General features: G+C 73.7%; 15 protein-coding genes and 1 pseudogene. 7 read left to right on the top strand and 9 right to left on the bottom strand.

All coding sequences use genetic code 11. The features are described 5' to 3' along the window. Window positions 1–195 precede the first annotated feature (195 nt). The 5 genes from AB0L21_RS35560 to AB0L21_RS35540 are packed head-to-tail and all read right to left on the bottom strand — an operon-like array spanning window position 196 to window position 8,100. Window positions 196–801, bottom strand: a complete 606-nt coding sequence (locus tag AB0L21_RS35560) for an ATP/GTP-binding protein (RefSeq protein ID WP_365709155.1) — start codon at window positions 799–801, stop codon at window positions 196–198. Then, window positions 782–4,420, bottom strand: a complete 3,639-nt coding sequence (locus tag AB0L21_RS35555) for a hydantoinase B/oxoprolinase family protein (protein ID WP_365788321.1) — start codon at window positions 4,418–4,420, stop codon at window positions 782–784. The genes AB0L21_RS35560 and AB0L21_RS35555 overlap by 20 nt, the downstream gene beginning before the upstream one ends. Before the next feature lie 24 nt (window positions 4,421–4,444). Further along, window positions 4,445–4,840, bottom strand: a complete 396-nt coding sequence (locus AB0L21_RS35550; RefSeq protein WP_365709151.1) for a DUF742 domain-containing protein — start codon at window positions 4,838–4,840, stop codon at window positions 4,445–4,447. A gap of 9 nt (window positions 4,841–4,849) precedes the next feature. Then, on the bottom strand, window positions 4,850–5,284 hold the full coding sequence (locus tag AB0L21_RS35545; protein WP_365788320.1) for a roadblock/LC7 domain-containing protein: 435 nt from the start codon (window positions 5,282–5,284) through the stop codon (window positions 4,850–4,852). Continuing rightward, entirely contained in the window at window positions 5,281–8,100 is a 2,820-nt protein-coding gene (locus AB0L21_RS35540) for a nitrate- and nitrite sensing domain-containing protein (protein WP_365788319.1), read from the bottom strand. The genes AB0L21_RS35545 and AB0L21_RS35540 overlap by 4 nt, the downstream gene beginning before the upstream one ends. 375 nt (window positions 8,101–8,475) lie before the next feature. Here AB0L21_RS35540 and AB0L21_RS35535 point away from each other — a divergent pair, with 375 nt between their 5' ends. Both AB0L21_RS35535 and AB0L21_RS35530 read left to right on the top strand, forming a co-directional pair. Next, entirely contained in the window at window positions 8,476–9,054 is a 579-nt protein-coding gene (locus AB0L21_RS35535) for a hypothetical protein (protein ID WP_365709126.1), read from the top strand. A gap of 135 nt (window positions 9,055–9,189) precedes the next feature. Continuing rightward, window positions 9,190–9,309: pseudogene (locus AB0L21_RS35530) on the top strand (GMC oxidoreductase); the annotation flags it as partial. 24 nt (window positions 9,310–9,333) lie between these two features. On the opposite strand, the gene AB0L21_RS35525 reads toward AB0L21_RS35530, so the two are convergent. The 4 genes from AB0L21_RS35525 to AB0L21_RS35510 all read right to left on the bottom strand — a co-directional run bounded on the left by AB0L21_RS35525 (window position 9,334) and on the right by AB0L21_RS35510 (window position 17,303). Then, window positions 9,334–13,965 (bottom strand): hypothetical protein, encoded by a 4,632-nt coding sequence (locus AB0L21_RS35525; protein WP_365788318.1) that lies wholly within the window; start codon window positions 13,963–13,965, stop codon window positions 9,334–9,336. Between the two features lie 70 nt (window positions 13,966–14,035). Next, a complete protein-coding gene (locus AB0L21_RS35520) occupies window positions 14,036–14,914 on the bottom strand; it encodes a hypothetical protein (RefSeq protein ID WP_365709123.1) in 879 nt (292 codons plus the stop codon). A gap of 31 nt (window positions 14,915–14,945) precedes the next feature. Beyond that, window positions 14,946–16,475 (bottom strand): hypothetical protein, encoded by a 1,530-nt coding sequence (locus tag AB0L21_RS35515; RefSeq protein WP_365788317.1) that lies wholly within the window; start codon window positions 16,473–16,475, stop codon window positions 14,946–14,948. Window positions 16,476–16,601: 126 nt separating this feature from the next. Continuing rightward, a complete protein-coding gene (locus AB0L21_RS35510) occupies window positions 16,602–17,303 on the bottom strand; it encodes a GntR family transcriptional regulator (protein ID WP_365709119.1) in 702 nt (233 codons plus the stop codon). A 127-nt stretch (window positions 17,304–17,430) separates the two neighbouring features. Between AB0L21_RS35510 and AB0L21_RS35505 the strand changes: the two genes are divergently transcribed. The 5 genes from AB0L21_RS35505 (at window position 17,431) to AB0L21_RS35485 (ending at window position 22,111) form a co-directional block, all read left to right on the top strand. Further along, entirely contained in the window at window positions 17,431–18,756 is a 1,326-nt protein-coding gene (locus AB0L21_RS35505; RefSeq protein WP_365788316.1) for an MFS transporter, read from the top strand. Between the two features lie 5 nt (window positions 18,757–18,761). Then, window positions 18,762–19,592: a putative hydro-lyase gene (locus tag AB0L21_RS35500; protein ID WP_365788322.1), complete on the top strand. Its 831-nt coding sequence runs from the start codon at window positions 18,762–18,764 to the stop codon at window positions 19,590–19,592. A gap of 83 nt (window positions 19,593–19,675) precedes the next feature. Further along, window positions 19,676–20,434 (top strand): 5-oxoprolinase subunit PxpA, encoded by a 759-nt coding sequence (locus tag AB0L21_RS35495; RefSeq protein ID WP_365788315.1) that lies wholly within the window; start codon window positions 19,676–19,678, stop codon window positions 20,432–20,434. Further along, window positions 20,431–21,048, top strand: a complete 618-nt coding sequence (pxpB, locus tag AB0L21_RS35490; protein ID WP_365709113.1) for a 5-oxoprolinase subunit PxpB — start codon at window positions 20,431–20,433, stop codon at window positions 21,046–21,048. Before AB0L21_RS35495 ends, pxpB begins: the two co-directional genes overlap by 4 nt. Window positions 21,049–21,241: 193 nt before the next feature. Further along, window positions 21,242–22,111 (top strand): biotin-dependent carboxyltransferase family protein, encoded by an 870-nt coding sequence (locus tag AB0L21_RS35485; RefSeq protein WP_365788314.1) that lies wholly within the window; start codon window positions 21,242–21,244, stop codon window positions 22,109–22,111. Window positions 22,112–22,282: the final 171 nt, after the last annotated feature.

Below are 22,282 nucleotides of genomic sequence, written 5' to 3'. Positions count from 1 at the left end.
CTCGTACTGGATGTACTTGGGTCGGGGCCCGGTGCGGCGAGAGTGCGTGCATGGCGTCGCGCGGCAGACGGGAGTTTGACGACAGGGCCTAGCAGCGCGAAGGCAGCGGGAAAGTCGCCACACGCGCGCGTGGGCGCTCCGCACAGGACCACGGCCCGTACCCCGGTCGGCGGGGGTACGGGCCGTGTCCGTCGGTCAGCGCACGACGGCCTGGCGGCGGTCGGCCGTGTACTCCATCGCGTGCTGGACGAGTCCGACGAGCACCTCCTTGACCGACTCGCGGTCACGGGCGTCGCACAGCAGGAGGGGCACGTCGTCGTCCAGGTCGAGGGCCTGGCGGACGGATTCCACGGGGTGACGGGCCGCTTCGTCGAAACAGTTGACGCCGACGAGGAAGGGGATGGAACGCCGCTCGAAGTAGTCGACGGCGGCGAAGCAGTCCTCCAGGCGGCGCGTGTCGGCGAGGACGACGGCTCCGAGCGCGCCCTCGGCCAGCTCGTCCCACATGAACCAGAACCGCTCCTGCCCGGGCGTGCCGAAGAGGTAGAGCACCAGATCCTCGCGCAGGGTGATCCGGCCGAAGTCCATGGCCACCGTGGTGGTGTGCTTGCCTTCCACACCGCTGGTGTCGTCGACGGGCCGCCCGGCCTCGGTGAGCAGTTCCTCGGTGCGCAGCGGCCTGATCTCGCTGACCGCGCCGACGAGGGTCGTCTTGCCCACGCCGAAGCCGCCGGCTACGAGGATCTTGAGCGTGACGGGCTCGACCGGAGCCTTGCCGCGCTCAGAACGCCCGAAGATCATCGATCTCTTCTCCTGCTTGCTGGGGGTCGGGCGACGGTCGGCCGTAGCCGCCGCCACCGGGGGTTGCGATGACGAGTACGTCGCCGGGGCCGACGTCCGCCGAGCCGCTGCCGCCGAGGTCGGTGACCGTGCCGTCGGCGTGCTCCACCCGGTTGGCGCCGAGTGCTCCGGGGGCCCCGCCGGCCATGCCGTACGGCGGCACGCGGCGGTGCTGGGAGAGCGTGGAGACGGTCATCGGTTCGAGGAACCGGATCCGGCGCACCGCTCCGTCGCCGCCGCGCCACCGCCCGGCGCCGCCGCTCCCCCGCCGGACGGCGAACTCCTCCAGGCGGACCGGTAGCCGCCATTCCAGGACTTCCGGGTCCGTGAGCCGGGAGTTGGTCATGTGGGTCTGGACCGCGTCGGCGCCCGGGAAACCGTCGCCCGCGCCGGATCCGGAGGCGACGGTTTCGTAGTACTGGTGCCTCTCGTTGCCGAAGGTGACGTTGTTCATGGTGCCGGAGCCCTCGGCCTGGACGCCGAGTGCGGCGTAGAGGGCGCCGGTGATGGCCTGGGAGGTCTCGACGTTGCCCGCGACCACGGCGGCGGGCGGCTCGGGGGCGAGCATCGAGCCGGACGGCACGATGATGTCCAGTGGGCGCAGACAGCCGTCGTTGAGCGGGATGTCGTCGGCGACGAGCGTGCGGAAGACGTACAGGACGGCCGCGTTGACCACCGCGAACGGCGCGTTGAAGTTGGTGGTGAGCTGCGCGGAGGTGCCGGTGAAGTCGATGGTCGCCCGGCGCTCGGTCCGGTCGACGCGGACGCGGACCCGGATGACTGCCCCGGAGTCGGTCTCGTAGGCGTACTCGCCGTCGTCCAGGGCGTCGATGACGCGGCGGACGGCCTCCTCGGCGTTGTCCTGGACGTGGCGCATGTAGGCCTGGACGACGTCGAGGCCGAACTCCTCGATCATGCGCCGGACCTCGTCGACGCCCTTCTGGTTGGCGGCGATCTGGGCGCGCAGGTCGGCGAGGTTGGTGCGCGGGTTGCGGGACGGGTACGGCGCCTCGGTGAGGAGGCGGTGGGTCTCCTCTTCTCGGAAGCGGCCGCTCTCGGCGAGGAGCCAGTTGTCGAAGAGGACGCCCTCCTCTTCGATGGTGCGGCTGTGGGCCGGCATGGAGCCGGGGGCGATGCCGCCGATCTCGGCGTGGTGACCGCGTGAGGCGATGTGGAAGAGGACCCGCGCCTCACTCGGCGTGTCCGTGGCCACGTCGGTGTCGAAGACGGGGGTGATCACGGTGACGTCGGGCAGGTGCGTGCCGCCGTGGTACGGGTCGTTGACGGCGTAGGTGTCGCCCGGCCGCATGGCGGAGCCGCGCCGGCGGATGACCTCTTTGACGCTGGTGCCCATGGATCCCAGGTGGACGGGGATGTGGGGGGCGTTGGCCACCAGGTTTCCGTCCGGGTCGAACAGCGCGCAGGAGAAGTCCAGCCGCTCCTTGATGTTGACGGACTGGGCCGTGGACTCCAGCCGTGCGCCCATCTGTTCGGCGATCGACATGAAGAGGTTGTTGAAGACCTCAAGCAGAACCGGATCGGATTCTGTGCCCACATCGGAACTCTGCGTAATCGCCGTGCGTTCCATGAGCAGATGCCCGTCATCGGTCGCGGCGGCCCGCCAGCCGTCGTCGACGACGGTCGTGGCGCCGGCCTCCGTGATGATCGCGGGACCGGTGACCGTCTCGCCGGGAGGAAGGGCCTCCCGGCGGTGGAGGGGTACGTCGCGCCAGGCACCGCCGGTGTGGAGGCGGACGGTGCCGGGCGCCTGGGCACGGCCCTCGTACGGGGCGAGGGCGGAGAGATCGGGGGGTGCGGTGATGCCGGTGGCTTCGACGGAGAGGGCTTCCACGACGACCGGGCGGTCGAGTGTGAAGGAGTACGTGGCGCGATGACGTTCCTCGAACGCGTGCCGCATGGTGCCGGGCTGGGCCAGCTCGACGGTGAGGGTGGTGTCGGTGCCGTCGTAGCGGAGCTGGGCGCGGCGGGTGACCTGGATCCGGTCCTCCGGGACGTCCTCGGCGACGAGTTCGGCCCGTGCGGCGGCCTCCAGGTCGTCGGCCGTCTTGCGGATGCCGGGCATGGAAGCGGCTTCCAGGGGCGCTTCCACAGAGTGCTCACGCATGGCCGTGGTGTCGGCGAGACCGATGCCGAGCGCGGAGAGCACGCCGGCCATGGGGGGTACGAGGACGGTGCGGATGCCGAGCGAGTCGGCGACCCGGCACGCGTGCTGGCCGCCCGCCCCGCCGAAGGTGGTCAGGGCGTAGCGGGTGACGTCGTGGCCCTTCTGGACGGAGATCCGCTTCACCGCGTTGGCGATGTTGGCCACGGCGATCTGCAGGTAGCCCTCGGCCACCTGCTCTGGGGTACGGGCGTCGCCGGTGTGTTCGTGGATCTCGCGCGCGAGGGCGGCGAACCGGTCACGGACGACGGCGGCGTCCAGCGGCCGGTCACCACCGGGACCGAACACGGCCGGGAAGTGGGCGGGCTGGATGCGGCCGAGCATGACGTTGGCGTCGGTGACGGTGAGCGGGCCGCCCGCGCGGTAGCAGGCGGGGCCGGGGTCGGCGCCGGCCGAGTCGGGGCCGACCCGGTAGCGGGAGCCGTCGAAGTGCAGGACGGAGCCGCCGCCGGCGGCGACGGTGTGGATGTCCAGCATGGGCGCCCGCAGCCGGACACCCGCGATCTGTGTGGTGAAGACCCGCTCGTACGCGCCGGCGAAGTGCGAGACGTCGGTGGAGGTGCCGCCCATGTCGAAGCCGATGACGCGGTCGAAGCCGGCGCGTTGCGACATGCGGGCCATGCCGACGATGCCGCCGGCCGGTCCGGAGAGGATGGCGTCCTTGCCGCGGAACTGTCCGGCCTCCGTCAGCCCGCCGTTGGACTGCATGAACATCAGCCGTACGCCACGCAGTTCGTCGGCGACGTGCCGCACGTAGCGGCGCAGTACGGGCGAGAGGTAGGCGTCCACGACGGCGGTGTCCCCGCGCGGGACGAGCTTCATCAGCGGGCTGACCTCGCTGGACAGCGAGATCTGCGGGAAGCCGATGTGGGCGGCGAGTTCACCGACGGCGCGTTCGTGGCCGGGGTGGAGGTGGCTGTGCAGGCAGACGACGGCGACCGCGCGGATCCCGTCGTCGTACGCCTGCCGGAGCAGACCTTCCAGGGCGTCCAGGTCGGGCGCGCGCAGGACGGTGCCGTCGGCGGCGACGCGTTCGTCCACCTCCACGACCCTTTCGTGGAGCAGCTCGGGCAGCTCGATACGGCGGGCGAAGATGCGGGGGCGGTTCTGGTAGGCGATGCGCAGGGCGTCGCGGAAGCCGCGGGTGACGACGAGGAGGGTGCGCTCGCCCTTGCGTTCCAGCAGGGCGTTGGTGGCGACCGTCGTGCCCATGCGAACGGCCTCCACGGGCTCCTGGGAGCCGCCCAGGAGTTCGCGTACGCCCGCGACGGCCGCGTCGGAATACCGTGCCGGGTTCTCGGACAGCAGTTTGTGCGTGAGCAGCCGGCCGTCCGGGCGACGCGCGACGATGTCGGTGAAGGTGCCGCCTCGGTCGACCCAGAACTGCCAGCCAGTCATGTCACTACCCCGCTTCCGCGCCGGTCACAGCGCCCGGAGGCCGTTGATCACGTCGCGCAGAATACTCTCGTCCGGCAGCTCGGCCGGGGGTACCGGGCGGGTCACACGGACGAGTTCGGCGTGCACCAGGTCGCCGATGAGGACGCGGACGACGCCGATGGGCAGGTCGAGTTCCGCGGCGAGTTCGGCGACCGACTGGGGCGCGTCCCGGCAGAGTCCCACGATCTCCACATGTTCCGGGGACAGTGCCGGGTCCGATTCCGGGTCGCCCGTGTCGGGCTCCGTGACGACCACCGCGATCAGGTCGAGGCGGTGCTGGCCCTCGCTCGTGGTGCGGCCACGCGTCATGGCGTACGGACGGACGACCGGCCCGGCCTCGTCGTCGAACCAGTGGTTTCTTCCCTGACCGTCTGCGCTCATGTCATCCCACTACCCGCCTGCGGGCAGATCGGTGCGCGGGGCGGTGCCCAGATGGACGCCGACCCGCTTGACCAGGAGCGTCATCTCGTAGGCGACCTGCCCGACGTCGGAGTCGGCGTCCGAGAGGACGGCGAGGCAGCTGCCGTCCCCGGCGGCGGTGACGAAGAGGAAGGCGTCGTCCAGCTCGACCACCGTCTGTCGGACACTGCCCGCCTCGAAGTGGCGGCCGACGCCCTTGGCGAGGCTGTGGAAGCCGGACGCCACGGCGGCCAGATGCTCGCTGTCCTCCCTGGTCAGGTCCTTGGACACCCCCGTGGGCAGGCCGTCGCCGGACAGGATGACGGCCTTGCGGATGCTGGCGACCCGGTCGACCAGATCGTCCAGGAGCCAGTTCAGCTCCCCCTCGTCCGTCGCCTTGTCGCCGGTCGCCTTCGGTGCGGTCATCGACCGTCCCCCTTAGTCGTTCCTTGTGCTGTGCCGTTCCGCGCCTCGTCGCCCGCGGCGTTCTCCTCCCGGCCGCGCTGCCAGCCGCGCTGGAGGGAGGCCATCCGGCTGCGGACCTCCTCGGCATCGCGGTCGGCGGGTGGCGTCGCGTGCTCGACGCGCCGGTCGGTGTCGTGCTTGAGCTGGGGGGCCAGGTTCGCCTGGCGTACGCGCCGGGGAAGCGGCCCGGTGCCCGGCTCCGGGGCCGAGTCATCGGCGGGGGCGGCGGCGCGGGAGCGGGCCGGTGCCGTGTCCGCCGGGCCGCCGGTGCCGGTTGCCCCCGTCCGGGTGCGCCTGGGCAGCGCCGGGGCCTCCGAGACCGCTTCGGCACTCTCGGCCGGCGTCGCGGTGCTGTCGTCGGCGTGGCCGGCACGTCCGGTGGGGCGCCGCGAGGACGTACCGCGGCGGCGGGTGGGCAGCGGAGCCGGTCCGTCCGGGTCGGAGCGGCGCGTGGCGGCGGAGGGCCCGGGGTCCGGTTCGCCGCGGCGGGACCGCTGGTCGGTGACGGGCTTGCCGTGCGAGCTGACGAGCTTGGGCGTCTGCCGCCGGGGCAGCGGTACGGCCCCGTGGTCACGGGTTTCGTCGTGCGCCAGGCGGTCGGGCGACGCGGCGGCTGCCTGCTCGTCGTCGCCCGCGCTGACCCGGCGGGGGCGGAACAGACCGCCGCGCTCGCTGTCCTCGTCCGGGAGGGCGCCAGGGAAGTCGTCCAGCGCGTCGAGATCGACGGGCGCCTCCAGCTCGACCGGGCCGTCCAGCAGGGAGGTCGGCAGGCCGGGCAGCGACAGGGGGGCCGGGGACCGGCCGGCACCACGGCCCAGCGCCTGCTCGGTGCCCTTCACCGGGCGGTCCCGGTCGAGCCGGAAACCGGTGCCGTTGGTGTCCGGGACGTCGTCGGTGAGCAGCGCGTCGGGGATGAACACCACGGCGGTGGTGCCGCCGTACGGCGACGGCTGGAGGGAGACCCGGACGTTCTGGCGCTGGGCGAGGCGGCTGACCACGAACAGGCCGAGCCGGTCGGTGTCGGAGAGTTCGAACTCGGGCGTCTCGGCGAGACGCAGATTGGCGTCCAGGAGTGCCTCCGCCGTCATACCGAGACCCCGGTCGTGGATCTCCAGGGTGAAACCGTTGGCGACCCGCTCGCCGAGGACCTGGACGGCGGTGTGCGGGGGCGAGAAGACGGTGGCGTTCTCCAGGAGTTCGGCCACGAGATGGGTGAGGTCGGCGACGGCGGGCCCGGTGACGGCGACCCGTGGCAGGCGCCGGACCTCGATGCGCTCGTAGTCCTCGACCTCGGCGACGGCGGCGCGGACCACGTCCATCAGCTGCACGGGCCGGCGCCACTGCCGGGAGGGCGCGGCTCCGGAGAGGATCACGAGGCCCTCGGCGTGCCGGCGCATACGGGTGGTGAGGTGGTCCAGGCGGAACAGGTCGGCGAGTTCGTCGGTGTCCTCGGTCCGGCGCTCCATGCTGTCGAGCAGGGTGAGCTGCTTGTGCAGAAGTACCTGGCTGCGGCGGGCGAGGTTGACGAAGACCTCGGAGACACCGGCCCGCAGCTCGGCCTGCTTGACGGCGGCCTCGACCGCCGCCCGCTGCAGGGTGTTGAGGGCCTGTCCGACCTCGCCGATCTCGTTCTTGTCGTATTCCAGACGCGGGACCTCGGTCTCCACGTCGACCTGTTCGCCCGCCGAGAGCCGCCGCATCACGCTGGGCAGCCGGACACCGGACGCCTCGTGCGCCTCCAGGCGCAGCTGGCGCAGGTCGCGGATGAGGGAACGGCCGACCCGGATGGAGAGCACGACGGAGAGCAGGAGCGCGACCAGGCCGAGGGCACCGGCGACGGCCGCCTGCACGATGACGCCGACGGCCACGGGGCGCATACGGTCCTGGAAGCGGTCGCCCACCTGGTCGTCCAGGGTGCCGAGTTCGTCCAGGACGGTTGCCGCGGATGAGTCCCAGCTCTTCGCGGTGACATCGCCAGGGGTGCCGGAGTGCGAGGCGATGACGGTCCGTTCGGCCTCCCGCAAGGGGGCCGTGACGGCGTTCTTCCAGAAGCGTTCGTAGCGGTCGCGCTCCGCGGCGGGCAGCAGCGGGAGGCTGATGTCGTACAGGAGGGTGCGCTGGGCGACGAGGTCGGAGATGTCACGTGTCTCGTCGCGGGTGAGCCGACCGACGACGAGGGAGGAGCCGAGCAGGGCGTCCTCGCGGGAGAGCAGCTCGCGGGCGCGGGTGACGTTCACCAGGGCGCGGGCCTGCTTGTCGATCTCGACGTCGTCCAGGCCGTCGAGGGACGCGAGGAGCCCGTAGCAGGGGTCCACGAGACGGTTGTAGAGGTCGAGCGCCTGGGCTCGGGTGACGGTGCCTCCCTCGACGCTGCGGCGCAGGGGCCCGAGACCGTCCAAGGCGTCCAGGACGGCGGTGAGGTGTTCGCTGTCGTCCGCGTCCATGTCGGCCCGCATGTCCTGGTCCTTGGCGTTCCTGCGGATGGTGGTGATCACCCGGTCGGTCGCGGTGCGGGTGCGGCGCAGCGCCGAAAGGGCCTCGGAGGCTCGCGGGTCGGCGAGGTAGACGAGGGTCTGGCGGCGCTCCTGCTGCAGGACGCGAACGGTATCCTCGGTGGGGTAGCCGATGTCCTCGACGACGTCGGTCACGCGGAACAGCTGCGCGACTTCGCGCCCCGTGAGCACCGTGGCGAAACCCCAGACAGCGGTCAGGGACACCAGCGGCACGAGAAGCAGCGCCACGATCTTCCGGCGGATCGACTTCCCGCGAAAGCGCATGGCCTCCCCCAGCTCGACCCCCGCCGGCCGGGGGTGCTCATGTCCGTCAGCAAACGGCGCGAGCCTACTACCGCCGCACAGTTAACTCGAAGACATGTCCGGAGGGCGAACTTCCGCACTGGCGGCGAGACATGGCGAGTTGTCCGGGCATTGGGGGAGATTGCCACCGCGATCCGGACGCCCACGCGGTACTCACGACAGCCGCACGGTCGGGCGGTTGGCCGGAATTTTTCGCCAGTGGGGAATCTTCGGGGGATCTCGTGCGTCCTTCTCTATGGGAAATGGGGGCGGAATGGGCCACAGGAGCCGCATCCCGCACCCCGGCGGCGTAAAACAGCGCATGCCGGGCAGCCACTGGGGAGTCGGGGTCTTCGGATGCCGGGGGCGAGCGGTCTGCTGGCGGTGGGGAGTGACGCGGTGATGGGCACGGCGGAGCGGCGCGGGGCGCCCGAGGAGAGCGTGGCGGAGCGCTCGCAGGCGCGGTGGGACAAGGAGGCGCCGGATCGGGACATTCCGGGGCCGGAGCGCGCCGGGAAGCCCGGCGGTGACGAACAGCGGCAGAACTACCGCCCGTTGTGGATCGAGCAGCCCGCGCGCCGGCACCCGTTGCCCGATCCGGTGCGTACGGCGGCGGTGCGGGCGGTCCTCGTCATAGCGGTCACGCTGATCCAGGCGATGGTGGCGTTCCTGTGCACGCTGGCCGGGTCGTGGCTGGCGTTCCCCATGGTGATCAGCGGCGTGGCCAGCACGGTGGTGGCCACCTGGGCCGTGGTCGACGTGTGGGTCACCCGCCAGGTGTGGAACCAGCGGTACGGCGTGGTCTCCGAGCCGAGCAGCACGGCCCGGTCCCTCCGCCGGGAGCGACGCGCCCGCCGACGCCAGGAGCGGGCGGTCCTGCGGGAACAGAGGCGGATACGCCGGGCCGGCGGCGCGGGGCGGCTGTCGCACTCCTGACTCCGGACGGACGGCGCTGGAACCCGGGCGGTCAGACCACCGGGGGCCCTGGAGTCCCGGAAACCTGGTCGCCGCGCCCCGGGCAACCCGATGACGGGACGCACGGAAGCCTGGCCACCGGACCCCGGGCCGCAGGTCGAGGGGCTGCGGGTCGCCGACGGCTCGGTGATGCCCGGCCTGATCGCCGTCAACCCGTGCATCACGACGATGATGATCGGCGAGAAATGCGCCGACCTGCTCAAGGAGGATGCTTGATCAATGGGTCGGTCAACCTGTTGATCAAGCCGGTTTCTTGTACATCCTCGTCGCCGTGATCTCGCTGTGCACCGCCTCTCCGGCCTGGGGCTGCTGGGGCAGCCCGGGCCGGAGGTGCTCCTCCACGCTGATGTACTTCAGGCCCGCCCGGAGGTCGGCGTCGTTGCGGAGGCGGATGACCAGCGGGAACTCGGCGAGGGCGGTGGTGTCGAACAGGCCGGTGGTGTAGAGCAGCTGGACGCCCAGCGCGTCGGACACCGCTCGCTGGAGTTCGAGCAGATAGGTCGCGTTGGCGCGGCCGATCGGGTTGTCCAGGAACAGCGTGCCCGCGTGCCGGTGCTTGTCCCGGCCCCGGTCGTTCGAGCGCAGCGCTGCCATCGTGCAGTACAGGGCGATGGCCGCCGTGAGCAGCTGGCCGCCGGAGAAGACGTCGCCCATCTGGCCGACGGGGACGCGCTCGGCGCGCAGCACGGCGTCGGGCTTGAGGATCTCGACGGCCACTCCCTTCGGCTGCAGGGCCGCCGCGACGCCGCGCAGCAGCAGGGACATGCCGTCGCGGCGCAGGTCGGAGTTCTTCCTGACGGCCGCGCGCGTGGCCTCGTCGATGACCTCGCCGAGCCGTTCGGTGAGGGTGGCGTGGTCGGGCTCCTCGAAGCGGATGCGCAGGAACTCCTGGCCGGACCACTCGCCGAGCCCCTCCGGCAGCCGGGAGAGCCGCTGTGCGGAGCGCAGGGTGGCGAGCGCCGACTCCACGAGTCCGCGCAGCCGGTCCACGATCGAGTCGCGGTTGCGCTCCAGCTGGGCCAGCTCGTCGGTCAGGACGCGCAGCCGGGGCGCGAAGGCGTCCGCCCACTTCTGGGCGTGCTCGGGCAGCGCGGAGGCGGGCAGTTCGCGGATCTGCTGCCGGGCGGGGGTGCGGACCTGCTCGTAGCGCGTGGAGTTGGCGTGCCGGACGAGGACGTCGCTCGCCTCGCGCACGGCCGCCTCGCCGGCGGACAGGTCGGCGGCGCAGCCCCGCAGCGAACGGCGGGCCTCGGCGGCGGAGTGCCGGGCCTCCTCCAGGGTGCCCGGGTACGGCTCCGGCTCCTCCTGCTCCTCCTCGGGGGCCTGTTCGCGCAGCAGGTCGCGGAGCATGGCGGCGATCTCGTCGAAGCCGCCGGCCGCGTCCTCGGCGGCGCGGTGGGCGTCCAGCAGCTCCGCGTGCGCCTCACGGGCCTCGGCCAGGGCCTCGGTGCGGGCGGCGAGTTCGGCCGTGGCGGTGCGCAGCAGCGCCTGGGCGTGCTCGGCGTCGCGCGGGACGAGTTCCTCGGGCAGCTCGGTGTGCGCCTCGCCGTCCTCGGGCGCGTGCCGCTCGGCCTCGCCGCGCAGCCGGCCGAGCTGCTCGCTCGCGGTCGACATGCGGGTCTCCAGGAGCTGCACCAGCTCCTCCGCGCGTGCGGCGGCGGCCTGCCGGGAGGGACCGTCGGCGCCGTCGGGCGACTGGAGCAGTTGCTCGGCGCGGGTGCGCACCTTGTTGCTGAGCCGGTCCAGTTCGGCGCGGGCGGCGCTCTCGTCGCTCTCCGCGCGGGCCTGCTCGGCGCGCAGGTCGGCGCCGACGCCGACCTTCTCGTACACCTGGGAGGCGGCCCGGTAGGCCTCGCGGAGGGCGGGCAGGGACGCCTTCGGGGCGTCCTCGTCGGCGACGGGTACGTCGTCGGGGGCGCCGGCGATCTCGGAGCGTTCGGCGCGCAGGGCGCGCGCGGTGCGGCGGGCGTCGTCGGCGGCGCGCTGGGCGGCGCGGCGGTCCTCGTCGGCGGCACGGGCGCGGTCCAGGCAGGTCTGGGCGCGGGCCTCGGACTCGGCGGCCTCGTCGGCTAGTTCACGCAGTCTCGCCTGCCAGCCGGCGCGTTCGCGGAGCCGGAAGGCGAGGCCGGCGAGGGCGTCGGCGGCGCGCCGGGCCTTCTGCGCGGCCTCCTGCCGTTCGTCGCGGATCCGGGCGGCCTCGGCGGCGGACTCGTCGGCCTCCGCGCGCACGGTGCGTGCCTCGGCGAGTTCGGCCTCGGCCTCCTCGGCGAAGGCGCGGGCCTCCTCGGCGGCCCGGGCCAGTTCGGCGAGGCGCCCGGCGGGGCAGCCGGTGCGCCAGGAGGTGAGCCGCGCGGCCAGTTCCCGGTCCTTGCCGAGGCGGGAGGCGAGGGCGCGGATCTCCTCGTCGCGCGCGGTGGCCCGCGCGCGCAGTGCCTGGCGTTCCTCGTCGGCCGCGTGCTCGTCGTGCATGGCCGGGTTCGGCGGCACGAGGAACACGTCACCGGGGGTGCTGCCCGCGGCGGGCGGCGGGGCGAGCAGCGCGGCGGCGGTGCCGACGGCGACGGCGGAGCGGGGCAGCAGGGCGGCGTCACCGAGGGCTTCGCGGGCACGCGCGTGCGTGTCCGGGTCGGTGATGATCACGCCGTCGACCAGTTCGGGGCGGGCGGCGAGCACGCGCGCGTGGTCGGCGGGGTCGACGGCCTGTGCCAGGTAGCGCCAGCCGGGCAGCGCGGGGATGCCGTGTTCGCCGAGGAACTCGACGGTGGCCAGCACGTCCGGGCCGGGCGGCAGCAGCCCGCCGTCACCGAGGGCGCCGAGGATGCGGGCGTCGTCGGCGGCGGCCGTCCGCAGGTCGAACAGGTGCCGTTCGGCGGTGGACACGGCGTCGTCGAGGAGTTCGCGCAACTCGTCGGCGAAGCGGTCGAGTTCCTCGGGGGTGAGAGCGCTGTGGGCGGCGTCGGCGGCCGGTGCGCGCGTGCTGTGGGCTTCTTCCGTCCGGGGCGCGGGCACCCGTGCCACGCTCGGCGCGCCCGGCAGGCTCAGCAGCTCCGCGAGCCGTTCCTCCGCGGCCAGCGACTCGGCGAGGCGCCGCTCGGCCTCGTGGGCGCGTTCGGCGGCGGTCGCCGCGTCCGCCGCGCGGGCCGCCGTCAGCTCCGCGCGGGATTCGGCGGAGGCCGCCTCCCGCGCGTGCTCGGTGGCCTTGCGGGCGGCCTCGCGGGCCGCGTCCCAGGCGGCCACGGCGGTCTTCTCGGCGTCGCTGGCGGCGAGCGCGGCACGCGCCGGGTCGGCGTCCGGGGCGCTGTCGTCCAGCCAGCCCGCGCGGACGGCCTCGGCGGTCTCCTGCTCGACCTCGGCGAGCCGCTGGCGCAGGTGCCCGGCCTCGCTGCGGGCCCGCTGCGCCTCGGTGGCGGCGGCGGTGGAGTCCCGGTAGGCGGAGTCGCTGACCTCCTGGAGGGCCGCGGAGCGCTCCTCCTCCTCGTTGGCGAGGGCCTCGGCGCTCTCGGCGGCGGTGTGCAGGGCCCGTACGAGGTCCACGGCGGCCTTGGCGCGGGCGGCGAGCGCGGGGGCCGCGTCCCGTTCGGCCTCCTGGATGGCGGCGGACACGCGCGTGACGCGGTCGGCGGCGGCCCGGTGGCGCAGCACGGCCTCGGCGGCCTGCCAGGCGGAGTGCAGGGTGCGGGCGTCGGCGAGTTCGCGCTTCTGCGCGGCGGCGGACTTCTCGGCGGCGGCCAGCGCCAGGGAGGCGTGCCGGTAGGCGAGTTCGGCGGCGATGAGGGCGCTGCGTTCGCGGGCGCCCTCGCAGTGCGTGACGGCGTACGCGGCGGCCGTCACCCGCTGGGCGAGGTCGGCCGCCCGGATCCGCTCCCGCACGGCTCGCGCGGACAGCCGCCGGGCCAGCGTCCGGGTGCGGCGCTCGGCGCCCGCGTGGACGTCACGCGCGCGTGACCGCGCCTCGGCGGCCTCCACGATCCGGCCGAGCAGGTCGACCGAGCCGGCGGTGAAGTCCCGTTCGGCGATCAGCTCGGCGCGCCGGCCCAACTTGTTGCCGAAGCCGCTGACGAGGTCGGCGAGGCCGTCGGTGTCGCGGGTGTCGGTGACGGCGCGCAGCAGCAGGTCGGTGAAGTCGGAGTCCTTCTTGACCGCGAAGAGGCCGGCCGCCTCGCCCTCGTCGGCGTTCATCTCGCGCTGGTAGCGGAAGAGTTCGGGGTCGAGGCCGAGGTCACCGAGGTGCTCGGTCCAGCGCTCGTGGATCTCCTCCCAGTGCACCTCCAGGTGCGGGTAGACCTTGCCGGCCTCCATGAGGGCGTCGCGGAAGCCCTTCATGGTGCGGCGGCGGCCGTGCGCGCCGGAGGTGCCCTCGGCGGGCGGCCGTACGGCGGTGGACTCGGCGACGGGCAGGTTGTCCAGGCTGAGGCCGGGGCCGGGCCGGAAGGAGTACCAGGCCTCGGCGAACTTGCGCGGGTCGTTGGAGACCTGCCGGCCGCGCCACTCGCTGACCTTGCCGACGACCACGCACTCGCCGGTCAGCACGTGCTGCCACTCCAGCGCCACGTGGCCGCAGTCGTCGGCGAGCAGGAACTTGCGCAGCACGCCGGAGCTGGCGCCGCCGAGGGTATTGCGGTGGCCGGGCAGCATCACCGAGAAGATCAGCTTGAGCAGGACGGACTTGCCGCCGCCGTTCTCCAGGAACAGCACGCCCGCGGGCGCGGGCCGGCGCGGCGGACCGGACGGCTCCTCCTCGAAGAACTCCACCTGCGTGGGCGCCGGGTCGGGCACGGGCTCGCCGACTCCCCGCAGGTCCAGCACGGTGTCGGCGTAGCGCGCACCGGCGGGACCGATGGAGTAGAGGCGGACCCGGGACAGCTCGTACATGGCGGACTCTCGTAAGTCTGGTGAAAGGTGCGGTGGTTCGTGAGGCTGGAGCTGCGGGAGCTTCAGCGCGTCAGGAGTGGAACGGCAGTCCGGCGTCGGCCACCAGGTCCAGGTCGTCGGTGTCCTGGGCGGGCAGCAGGGTGGCCGTGCCGTCGGTGACCGGGACGATGCCCAGCTCCACCAGTTCGGCCAGGGCGGCGCTGCCGGCCAGGTCGCGGACCTGGAGCTGGTAGCGGGCCGTGGTGCGGTACGTGCCGCCGTTGTCGTCGCCGGTGCGCTGCAGGAAGCCCGAGTCGGTGAGGAAGGCCATGGCCTTCGCCACGATGCCGGTGGTGGAGGCGGCCGGCCGGCGGGCGTCCTTGGTGGCGCCGGTGGCGCTGCGTCTGGCCCAGATCCGCCAGGCCGCTTCCAGGCCGGGCGCGTCGGTCGCCGGGTCGGTGTTCTCTCCCTGTTCCTCGGCGCGCTCCTCCAGGCGGCGGCAGGCCTGCCGGACGAAGGCGTCGACGCCGTTGACGGTGACCCGGCCGATGTAGGAGTCGTCGGCCAGGTCCTCGGGGCGCGGGAACGCCAGCGCGGCGACCGCGAGATGGGCGAGCCCGTGCAGGAAGCGGTCGCCGGAGTCGGCGGCGGTGCGACGCGCGTAGTCCCCCATGCGGACGGCGAACACCGAGTCCTCGGCGGCGGTCACGGCCATTCCCGCGCGCGGGGACACCTCCAGCACGACGAGCCCCAGACCGGCGGCGACGGCGTCGGCGAGCCGGGCGAACGCCGGGTCGTCGCGGTAGCGGCGCAGCAGTTCGGTGTACTCCTGGTCGCGGGCGGGCGCCAGCTTGGGCTGGAGTCCGAAGGCGACGAGCCGCGCCGCGTCGGCGGCGTCGGCGGGGGTGACGGCGGAGCCCGCCGGGCCGGCGGCAGGCTCGGGTTCACTCCGGTCGACGTGCTCGGTCACGGGCTCGGCTCCTTGTCGTGCTCTTGTCCACTCATGCTGCTTCCGTCCGGTCCGCGGCCATCCCCGCCGCGTCGAGCAGCGCGGTCCCCACGATCAGGTCCGCCCCGCCGAACTCGGGATCGTCCAGCTCGGTCCCGTCGTCCACGGCGAACAGCAGCTTTTCCTCGCCCTGCCGGTAGGCGGTGCCGACGGCCGGGCTGGCCGCGTGGACCGCCAGCAGCGCCACCAGGTAGGCGAGGTCCGGGTCACCGCTCCGCCGGGCCTCGGCCAGCAGCCCGGACAGTCGCCTCGGGGCGTCCGCCGGCAGATCCAGCAGTTCCATCGCCGCGGCCAGCTGTTCCTCGCTGAAGCGGCTGTCGTCCGGTGTCGCGATCAGGTCGGGCTCGGGCATCTCCGCGCCCAGGTGCTCCCGCTCCACGGGCGGGGTGAGCAGTATGTCCACGAGGTCCCCGACCCGGACGGACACCGGCGTGCGCAGTCCCGTGCCGCGCGCGAAGAAGGCGTCGGTGACCCGGATCGCCCGCTCCAGGGGCAGCGGCAGGACGGGGGCGACGAGGTGGCCGTACAGGTCTATCCCGGACGTCGTCGCCGGGGTGGCGAAGGCCTGCCGGTCCTGTTCGGCGCGGAACAGCGGGCCCGCCTCCAGCAGACGCGACTGGAGCTGGGTGTGGCGCCGGATGCAGTCCTTGACGATGTCGACCAGTTCGGCGGCTCGGCGCTTGTGCTCGGGGTCCTCGGTCTCGTCGCGGGCCTTGCGGATGTTGGTGAGGATCGCGTTCTCGTGGCGGTAGCGCTCGGCCACGTGGTCCAGGGCCTCGGCGATCATGTCGGGCACGGCGTTGAGCCAGTCGACCGCGCGGACGTTGCGCCGGGTGGCGTCCAGGGCCCGGCGCAGCGTCTCGGAGTACTGGACCGTGCGGTAGCGGGCCTGCTCGGCGGCGAGCTGGGCGTCGGCGAGCCGGCCGCGGCTGATCAGCACCTCCAGTTTGACCTCGGCGGCGATCTGGGCGCTGGTGACGTCGGTGTCGAGGGCGCCGACCAGGACGTTGACCGCCTCGTCCGTCGTCCGCAGGTAGACCGTGCCGCCGGGGCCGGGGACCTCCTCGATCAGCTTGAAGTCGTAGTCACGGCGGACGTACGTGCCGTCCGGCGCGAAGGTGCCGTAGACCGCGCGGAAGCCGCGGTCCACGCTGCCGACGTTGATCAGGTTCTCCAGTACCCAGCGGGCCACGCGCTCGTGTTCGGCGGCGGGCCGGGCCGGGGCCTGAGCGGCGATGCGCGGGATGAGCCGGGCCACGATCTGCTCGTGGTCGGCGCCGGTGTCGAAGTCCATGTTCAGCGTGACCAGGTCGATGGCGGCGAGCGCCACCTCGGCCATCCCGTACACCGAGTACTCGCCGGCCAGATTGGCCTTGCGCGCGTCCAGGTCGTGCAGCGGCGCGGTGCAGGCGAGCGCGCGCAGCCGACGCGCCAGCCCCTCGTCGGCGGCCGGGCCCGGAGCCGGGCGCGGCCCCGCGCTGAGCTGGGGCGGAACACGGTCCGTCGATGCTGGCGAAGTCACGGTGCACAGACTAGGTCCTGGGTCTGACATCGGCCCAAACGACAGGCTCCGCCGGTTCGGCCGAGGTGGCTGCGGGTCGTCGTCCGGGCGCGGACCGTCCGGCGGGTCGGGCAGTTCCCCGCGCCCCTACGGGGCGCTTTCCTCGCCCACCCTGCGCCGGTACACCTCCACCACCCGTTCCAGGGAGTCCTCGAGATAGGTCTCCAGCAGCTGTTCCGCGCCGTGCCGGTTGCCGGCCTGGAGCGCCTGCAGGATCCGGGCGTTGCGGGCGAGGTACGGCTCGTGCAGCCGGCGCGGGTCGTCCACGACGTGGAAGGCCAGGCGCAGCTCGGCGAAGACGCTGCGCATCAGCTCGTCGGTGCGTTCGCTGCCGGCGAGGGCGACCAGTTCCCGGTGGAAGTGGATGTTGGCCGTACCCAGCCCTTTCCAGTCATTCTCCGCGGCCGCCGTACGCCCCTCCTCGACCGCCGAGATCAGCCCGCCCAGCCGGTACGGCGGTTCGCCCAGCCCCCGGACGACGGCGCACTCGACGAGGGTGCGCGTGCGGTAGATGTCCTCCACGTCCTCGACGGTCAGGACCCGGACGAACACGCCCCGGTTGAGTTCGTGGATCAGCAGGCGCTCGTGGGTGAGCAGCCGGAACGCCTCGCGCAGAGTGTTGCGGGAGACGCCGAGGGCGCCGCCGATGCTGTCCTCGGACAGCCGGGTGCCGGGCGGGAAGTAGCCCTCGGAGATGCGGCTTCTGAGGATGTCCGAAACCCGCTCCGCGGTGCTCGTACGGCCCAGAAGGACCCGGTCGCCGGCCAGTCCCGTCAGCTCCTCTGCCATGCCCGGAATTCAATCGCAGACACCAGAACGAAACAACACGGGTATTGAAGGATCGTTGAACGATCCTCTACGGTGCTCCGCACGGCTCACTTCCCAGCACCCTCCGTCCCTCTTCTGCGAGGTGCCCATGAGCACGACCCCACCGTCCCGGTCCGCGCCCTCCACCGACGTCCGCCCGGGACCGGCCGAACACGCCGCCGAGGACGGCGCGTTCGCCTGGTTGCGCGCCCTCGGCCCGCGCGGCCGGCGCGCGTTCGCCGGTGCTTTCGGCGGATATGCCCTAGATTCGTACGACTACTTCACCCTGCCGCTGAGCATGGTGGCGCTCTCGGCGTACTTCGGGCTCAGCAGCGGCCAGACCGGCCTGTTCACCACCGTCACGCTGGTGGTCTCGGCGGTCGGCGGCGCCGCCGCCGGCGTGATCGCGGACCGGGTGGGCCGCGTCCGGGCCCTGATGATCACAGTGATCACGTACGCCGTCTTCACCGTCGCCTGCGGCTTCGCGCCCACCTACGAGACCCTGCTGGTCTTCCGCGCCCTCCAGGGCCTCGGCTTCGGCGGCGAGTGGGCGGTCGGCGCGATCCTGGTCGCCGAGTACGCGAGCGCGCGCCACCGGGGCCGTACGCTCGGCGCGATCCAGAGCTCCTGGGCGGTCGGCTGGGGACTGGCGGCGGTCGTCTACACGCTGGTGTTCTCCTTCGCCGGCGACGACCTGGCCTGGCGGGTGATGTTCTGGACCGGCGCGCTGCCGGCGCTGCTCGTGGTCTGGCTGCGCCGCTCGGTGCACGACGCCCCCACGGCGACGGCGGCCCGCGAACAGGACCCGCGCCGGGGCTCGTTCGCGGCCATCTTCCGGCCGGCCGGCCGGGACGGCGCCCCCGGCCTGCTGCGCACCACGGTGTTCGCGAGCCTTCTCTCCACGGGCGTGCAGGGCGGCTACTACACGCTGGCGACCTGGGTGCCGACGTATCTGAAGTCCGACCGCGGTCTGTCGGTCGTCGGCACCGGCGGCTATCTGGCCTTCCTGATCTCCGGCGCCTTCCTCGGCTACCTGACCGGCGGCCACCTCACCGACCGGCTCGGCCGGCGGAACAACATCTGGCTGTTCGCCCTGCTGTCGGCGGTGTGCGTCCTGGCGTACGCGAACATCCCGCACGGCGCCAACACCCTGCTGCTGGTGCTCGGTTTCCCGCTCGGCTTCTGCATGTCGGCCATCTTCAGCGGCTTCGGCTCCTTCTTGAGCGAGCTGTACCCGACGGCGGTACGCGGCACCGGGCAGGGCTTCACGTACAACACGGGCCGCGCGGTGGGCGCGGTGTTCCCGACCCTGGTCGGCTTCCTGGCGGACAGCTGGGGCGTCGGCGGCGCGCTGGTCTTCGGCGCGATCGGCTACGGCCTCGCGGCGCTGTCGCTGCTCGGGCTGCCGGAGACGCGCGGGAAGGAGCTGGCGTGACGCGGGTGAACCGTACCGAGGACCGGCCCGTCACCACCGTCGACGCGCACGCGCACGCGTGGAGCCCGAAAACCGCGCGGGCCCGCTTCCGCGCCGGCCTGGCCGGGCCGACCGCCGGCGTCGCGGCGGGCCACACGCAGGCCAACCTGATCGCGGTGCCCGCCGACTGGGCCTACGACATGCTGCTGTTCTGCCAGCGCAACCCCAAGCCGTGCCCCGTGCTCGACGTCACGGACGCCGGATCCCCGACGACCGTCCTCGCCGACGGCGCCGACCTGCGCACCGATCTGCCGCGCTACCGGGTGTGGCAGGACGGCGAGCTGGTGGACGAACCCACGGACGCGCGCGCGTACTGGCGGGACGACCTGGTGTCGTTCCTGCTCGGGTGCAGCTTCACCTTCGAGTGGGCGCTGGCCCGCGCGGGCGTGCCGATCCGGCACGTCGAGCAGGGCCGGAACGTGCCGATGTACGTGACGAGCCGGGCCTGCCGGGCGGCGGGCCGGCTGCGCGGGCCGATGGTGGTGTCCATGCGGCCGGTGCCGCCCGAGCGTCTGGGCGCGGCCATCCGGGAGAGCAGCCTGCTGCCGGCCGTGCACGGCGGTCCGGTGCACTGCGGCGACCCGGCCGCCCTCGGCATCGAGGACCTCGGCCGGCCCGACTTCGGTGACCCGGTGACCCTCGCCGACGGCGACATCCCGGTGTTCTGGGCCTGCGGGGTGACCCCGCAGGCGGCCGTGACGGCCTCCCGGCCGCCGTTCGCGATCACCCACGCGCCGGGCCAGATGTTCCTGACCGACGCACGGGACGAGCAGTACCGGCTGGTGGGCGTCGACTGAGCCCGGTCGGCCGGACACCACGCGCTGAGCCGAGCAGCACGCACCGAGAAACCCCGCACGAGAACCGGAGACGCGAGAACACCATGACCGCGATCGATCTGAACGCCGACCTGGGCGAGGGCTTCGGCCGCTGGCGGCTGACCGACGACGAACAGCTGCTGTCCGTCGTCACCAGCGCCAACGTGGCCTGCGGCTTCCACGCCGGGGACGCGGCCACCATGCGCCGGGTGTGCGAACGGGCGGCCGAGCGCGGGGTGACGATCGGCGCTCAGGTCTCCTACCGGGACCTGGCCGGTTTCGGGCGGCGCGCGATGGATGTGCCGCCCGCCGAGCTGGCGGCCGAAGTGGCCTACCAGATCGGCGCCTTGGAGGTGTTCGCGCGGGCGGCGGGGGCGCGCGTGGCGTACGTCAAACCGCACGGCGCGCTCTACAACCGGGTCGTGCACGACGAGGAACAGGCGCGCGCGGTGATCGAGGGCGTGCGCCTGGCGGACGCCTCGCTGCCGGTGCTGGGCCTGCCCGGATCGCGGTTCCTGGAGTTGGCGGCCGAGGCGGGTCTTCCGGCCGTCACGGAGGCCTTCGCGGACCGCGCGTACACCGACGAGGGCACGCTGGTGCCGCGCGGCCACGAGGGTGCCGTGGTGACCGACCCGGACGCCGTCGTGGAGCGCTCCGTGCGCCTCGCGCGCTCCGGCGCGGTCATCGCGCACTCCGGCGCGCTGATCCAGGTGCGCGCCCGGTCGCTGTGCCTGCACGGCGACACGCCGGGCGCGGTCGGCCTGGCCCGGCGGGTGCGCGAGCGGCTGGTGGCGGCGGGCGTGCGGGTGGAGGCGTTCGCGTGAGGGCGCTTCGCGTCGGCGACGACGCGCTGCTCGTCGAGGTGTCCTCCGGTACGGAGGCGCAGGCTCTGCACGCGGAGCTGCTGCGGCGCCGCGCGGAGGGCGCGCTCACCGTGCGCGAGATCGTCCCGGCGGCCCGTACGGTGCTGCTCGACGGGCTGGCCGAGCCGGCCCGCTGGGCGGCGGAACTGACCGGCGCGCGGGTGCCGGAGGTGCCTCCCCGCGCGCGCGAGCTGATCGAACTGCCCGTGCGGTACGAGGGACCGGACCTGGCGGCCGTCGCCGCGCACTGGCAGGTGCCGGAACGGGAGGTGGCCCGCGTCCACGCCGGCACCGAGTTCACGGTGGCCTTCTGTGGCTTCGCCCCCGGCTTCGGCTATCTCACCGGGCTCCCGGAGCGTTACCACGTCCCGCGCCGCGCCACCCCGCGCACGGCGGTTCCGGCCGGCGCCGTGGCCCTCGCCGGCCCGTACACCGGCGTCTACCCTCGCTCCTCCCCCGGCGGCTGGCAACTGATCGGCACGACGGACACGGTGCTGTGGGACCCGACCCGCGTCCCGGCGGCACTGCTGGAGCCGGGGACGCGGGTGCGGTTCGTTCCGGTGGGTGGCGTATGAGCGGGGGGTGGAGGGCCGTACCGGTAGCGGTACGCAGCAGGGAAACGGCCGTACCGGCACGGGTGGTACGCAGCAGGGAAACGGCCGTGCCGGTGGCGGTGCGCGCCCGGGAGACCCGCGTGAACGGGCAGCGGACGGCAGCCCACGCGCGCGCGTGCCTCGTGCCGGCCCGGCCCGTGGCCTGGGAGGCCCCATGACCGACCGTGCGCTCGTCGTCGTGCGCGCCGGGGCGCTGACCACTGTGCAGGACCGCGGACGGCCGGGCTACGCGCACCTCGGCGTGCCCCGCTCCGGAGCGCTCGACCCGATCGCGGCGGCGCTGGTGAACCGGCTCGTCGGCAATCCGCCGGACGCCGCCGTCCTGGAGACCACCCTCAACGGCTGTGCGCTGCGCCCGCGTTCGACGGTGACCGTCGCGGTCGGCGGCGCGCCGTGCCCGGTGGCCGTGGGCGGTCGCCCGGCCGCGTGCGGTGCCCCGGTCGTGGTACCGGCGGGCGAACTGCTGGAGGTGGGCGCGGCCACGGCCGGCGTACGCAGCTACGTCGCGGTCGCCGGCGGCGTCGCCGTGGAGCCGGTCCTCGGCAGCCGCGCCACGGACCTGCTGTCCGGCCTCGGTCCGGCCCCGCTCACGGACGGCACGGTGCTGCCGCTGGGCGCCCCGGCCGGTCCTCCCGCACGCGTGGACGGCGCGCCGCAGCCGCGTCCGCCGGCCGAACTCGTGCTCCGGGTGACGCTGGGCCCGCGCGACGACTGGTTCACTGCGCGGGCGGTCCGGGATCTCACCACGCGCGCGTACCGGGTCTCCGCGGCGAGCAACCGCATCGGCCTGCGCACCGAGGGTCCCGGGCTGGAGCGGGCCCGGCCCGGTGAACTCCCCAGCGAGGGCATGGTTCTGGGCGCGGTGCAGGTGCCGCCGGACGGGCGCCCGGTGGTCTTCCTCGCGGACCACCCGACCACCGGCGGCTACCCGGTGATCGCGGTGGTCCGCACCGCCGACCTCCCGGCCGCCGCCCAGGCCCTCCCGGGCACCCCGGTCCGGTTCGTACCGGTACGACGCCGCTGAGCGTCACCGGCTGAGACGGCCCCGATGGCCCGGGCCGCCTCGCCATGCGTGACCGTCCCCGACCACCCCGCCCCCTCACCTCAGGCCCGGCAGCCCCCCCCACTGCCTCGATGCCCCGGCGGCGCCGACGGACAGCGCTGCCGCGCGTTCGTCGGTGCCGGCGCCACTGAG

It is taken from the genome of Streptomyces sp. NPDC052721, from assembly GCF_040678315.1.
Classification (GTDB): Bacteria; Actinomycetota; Actinomycetes; order Streptomycetales; family Streptomycetaceae; genus Streptomyces.
Note: the sequence above shows the minus strand (reverse complement) of the source record. Positions and strands in the feature narration are given on the sequence as shown.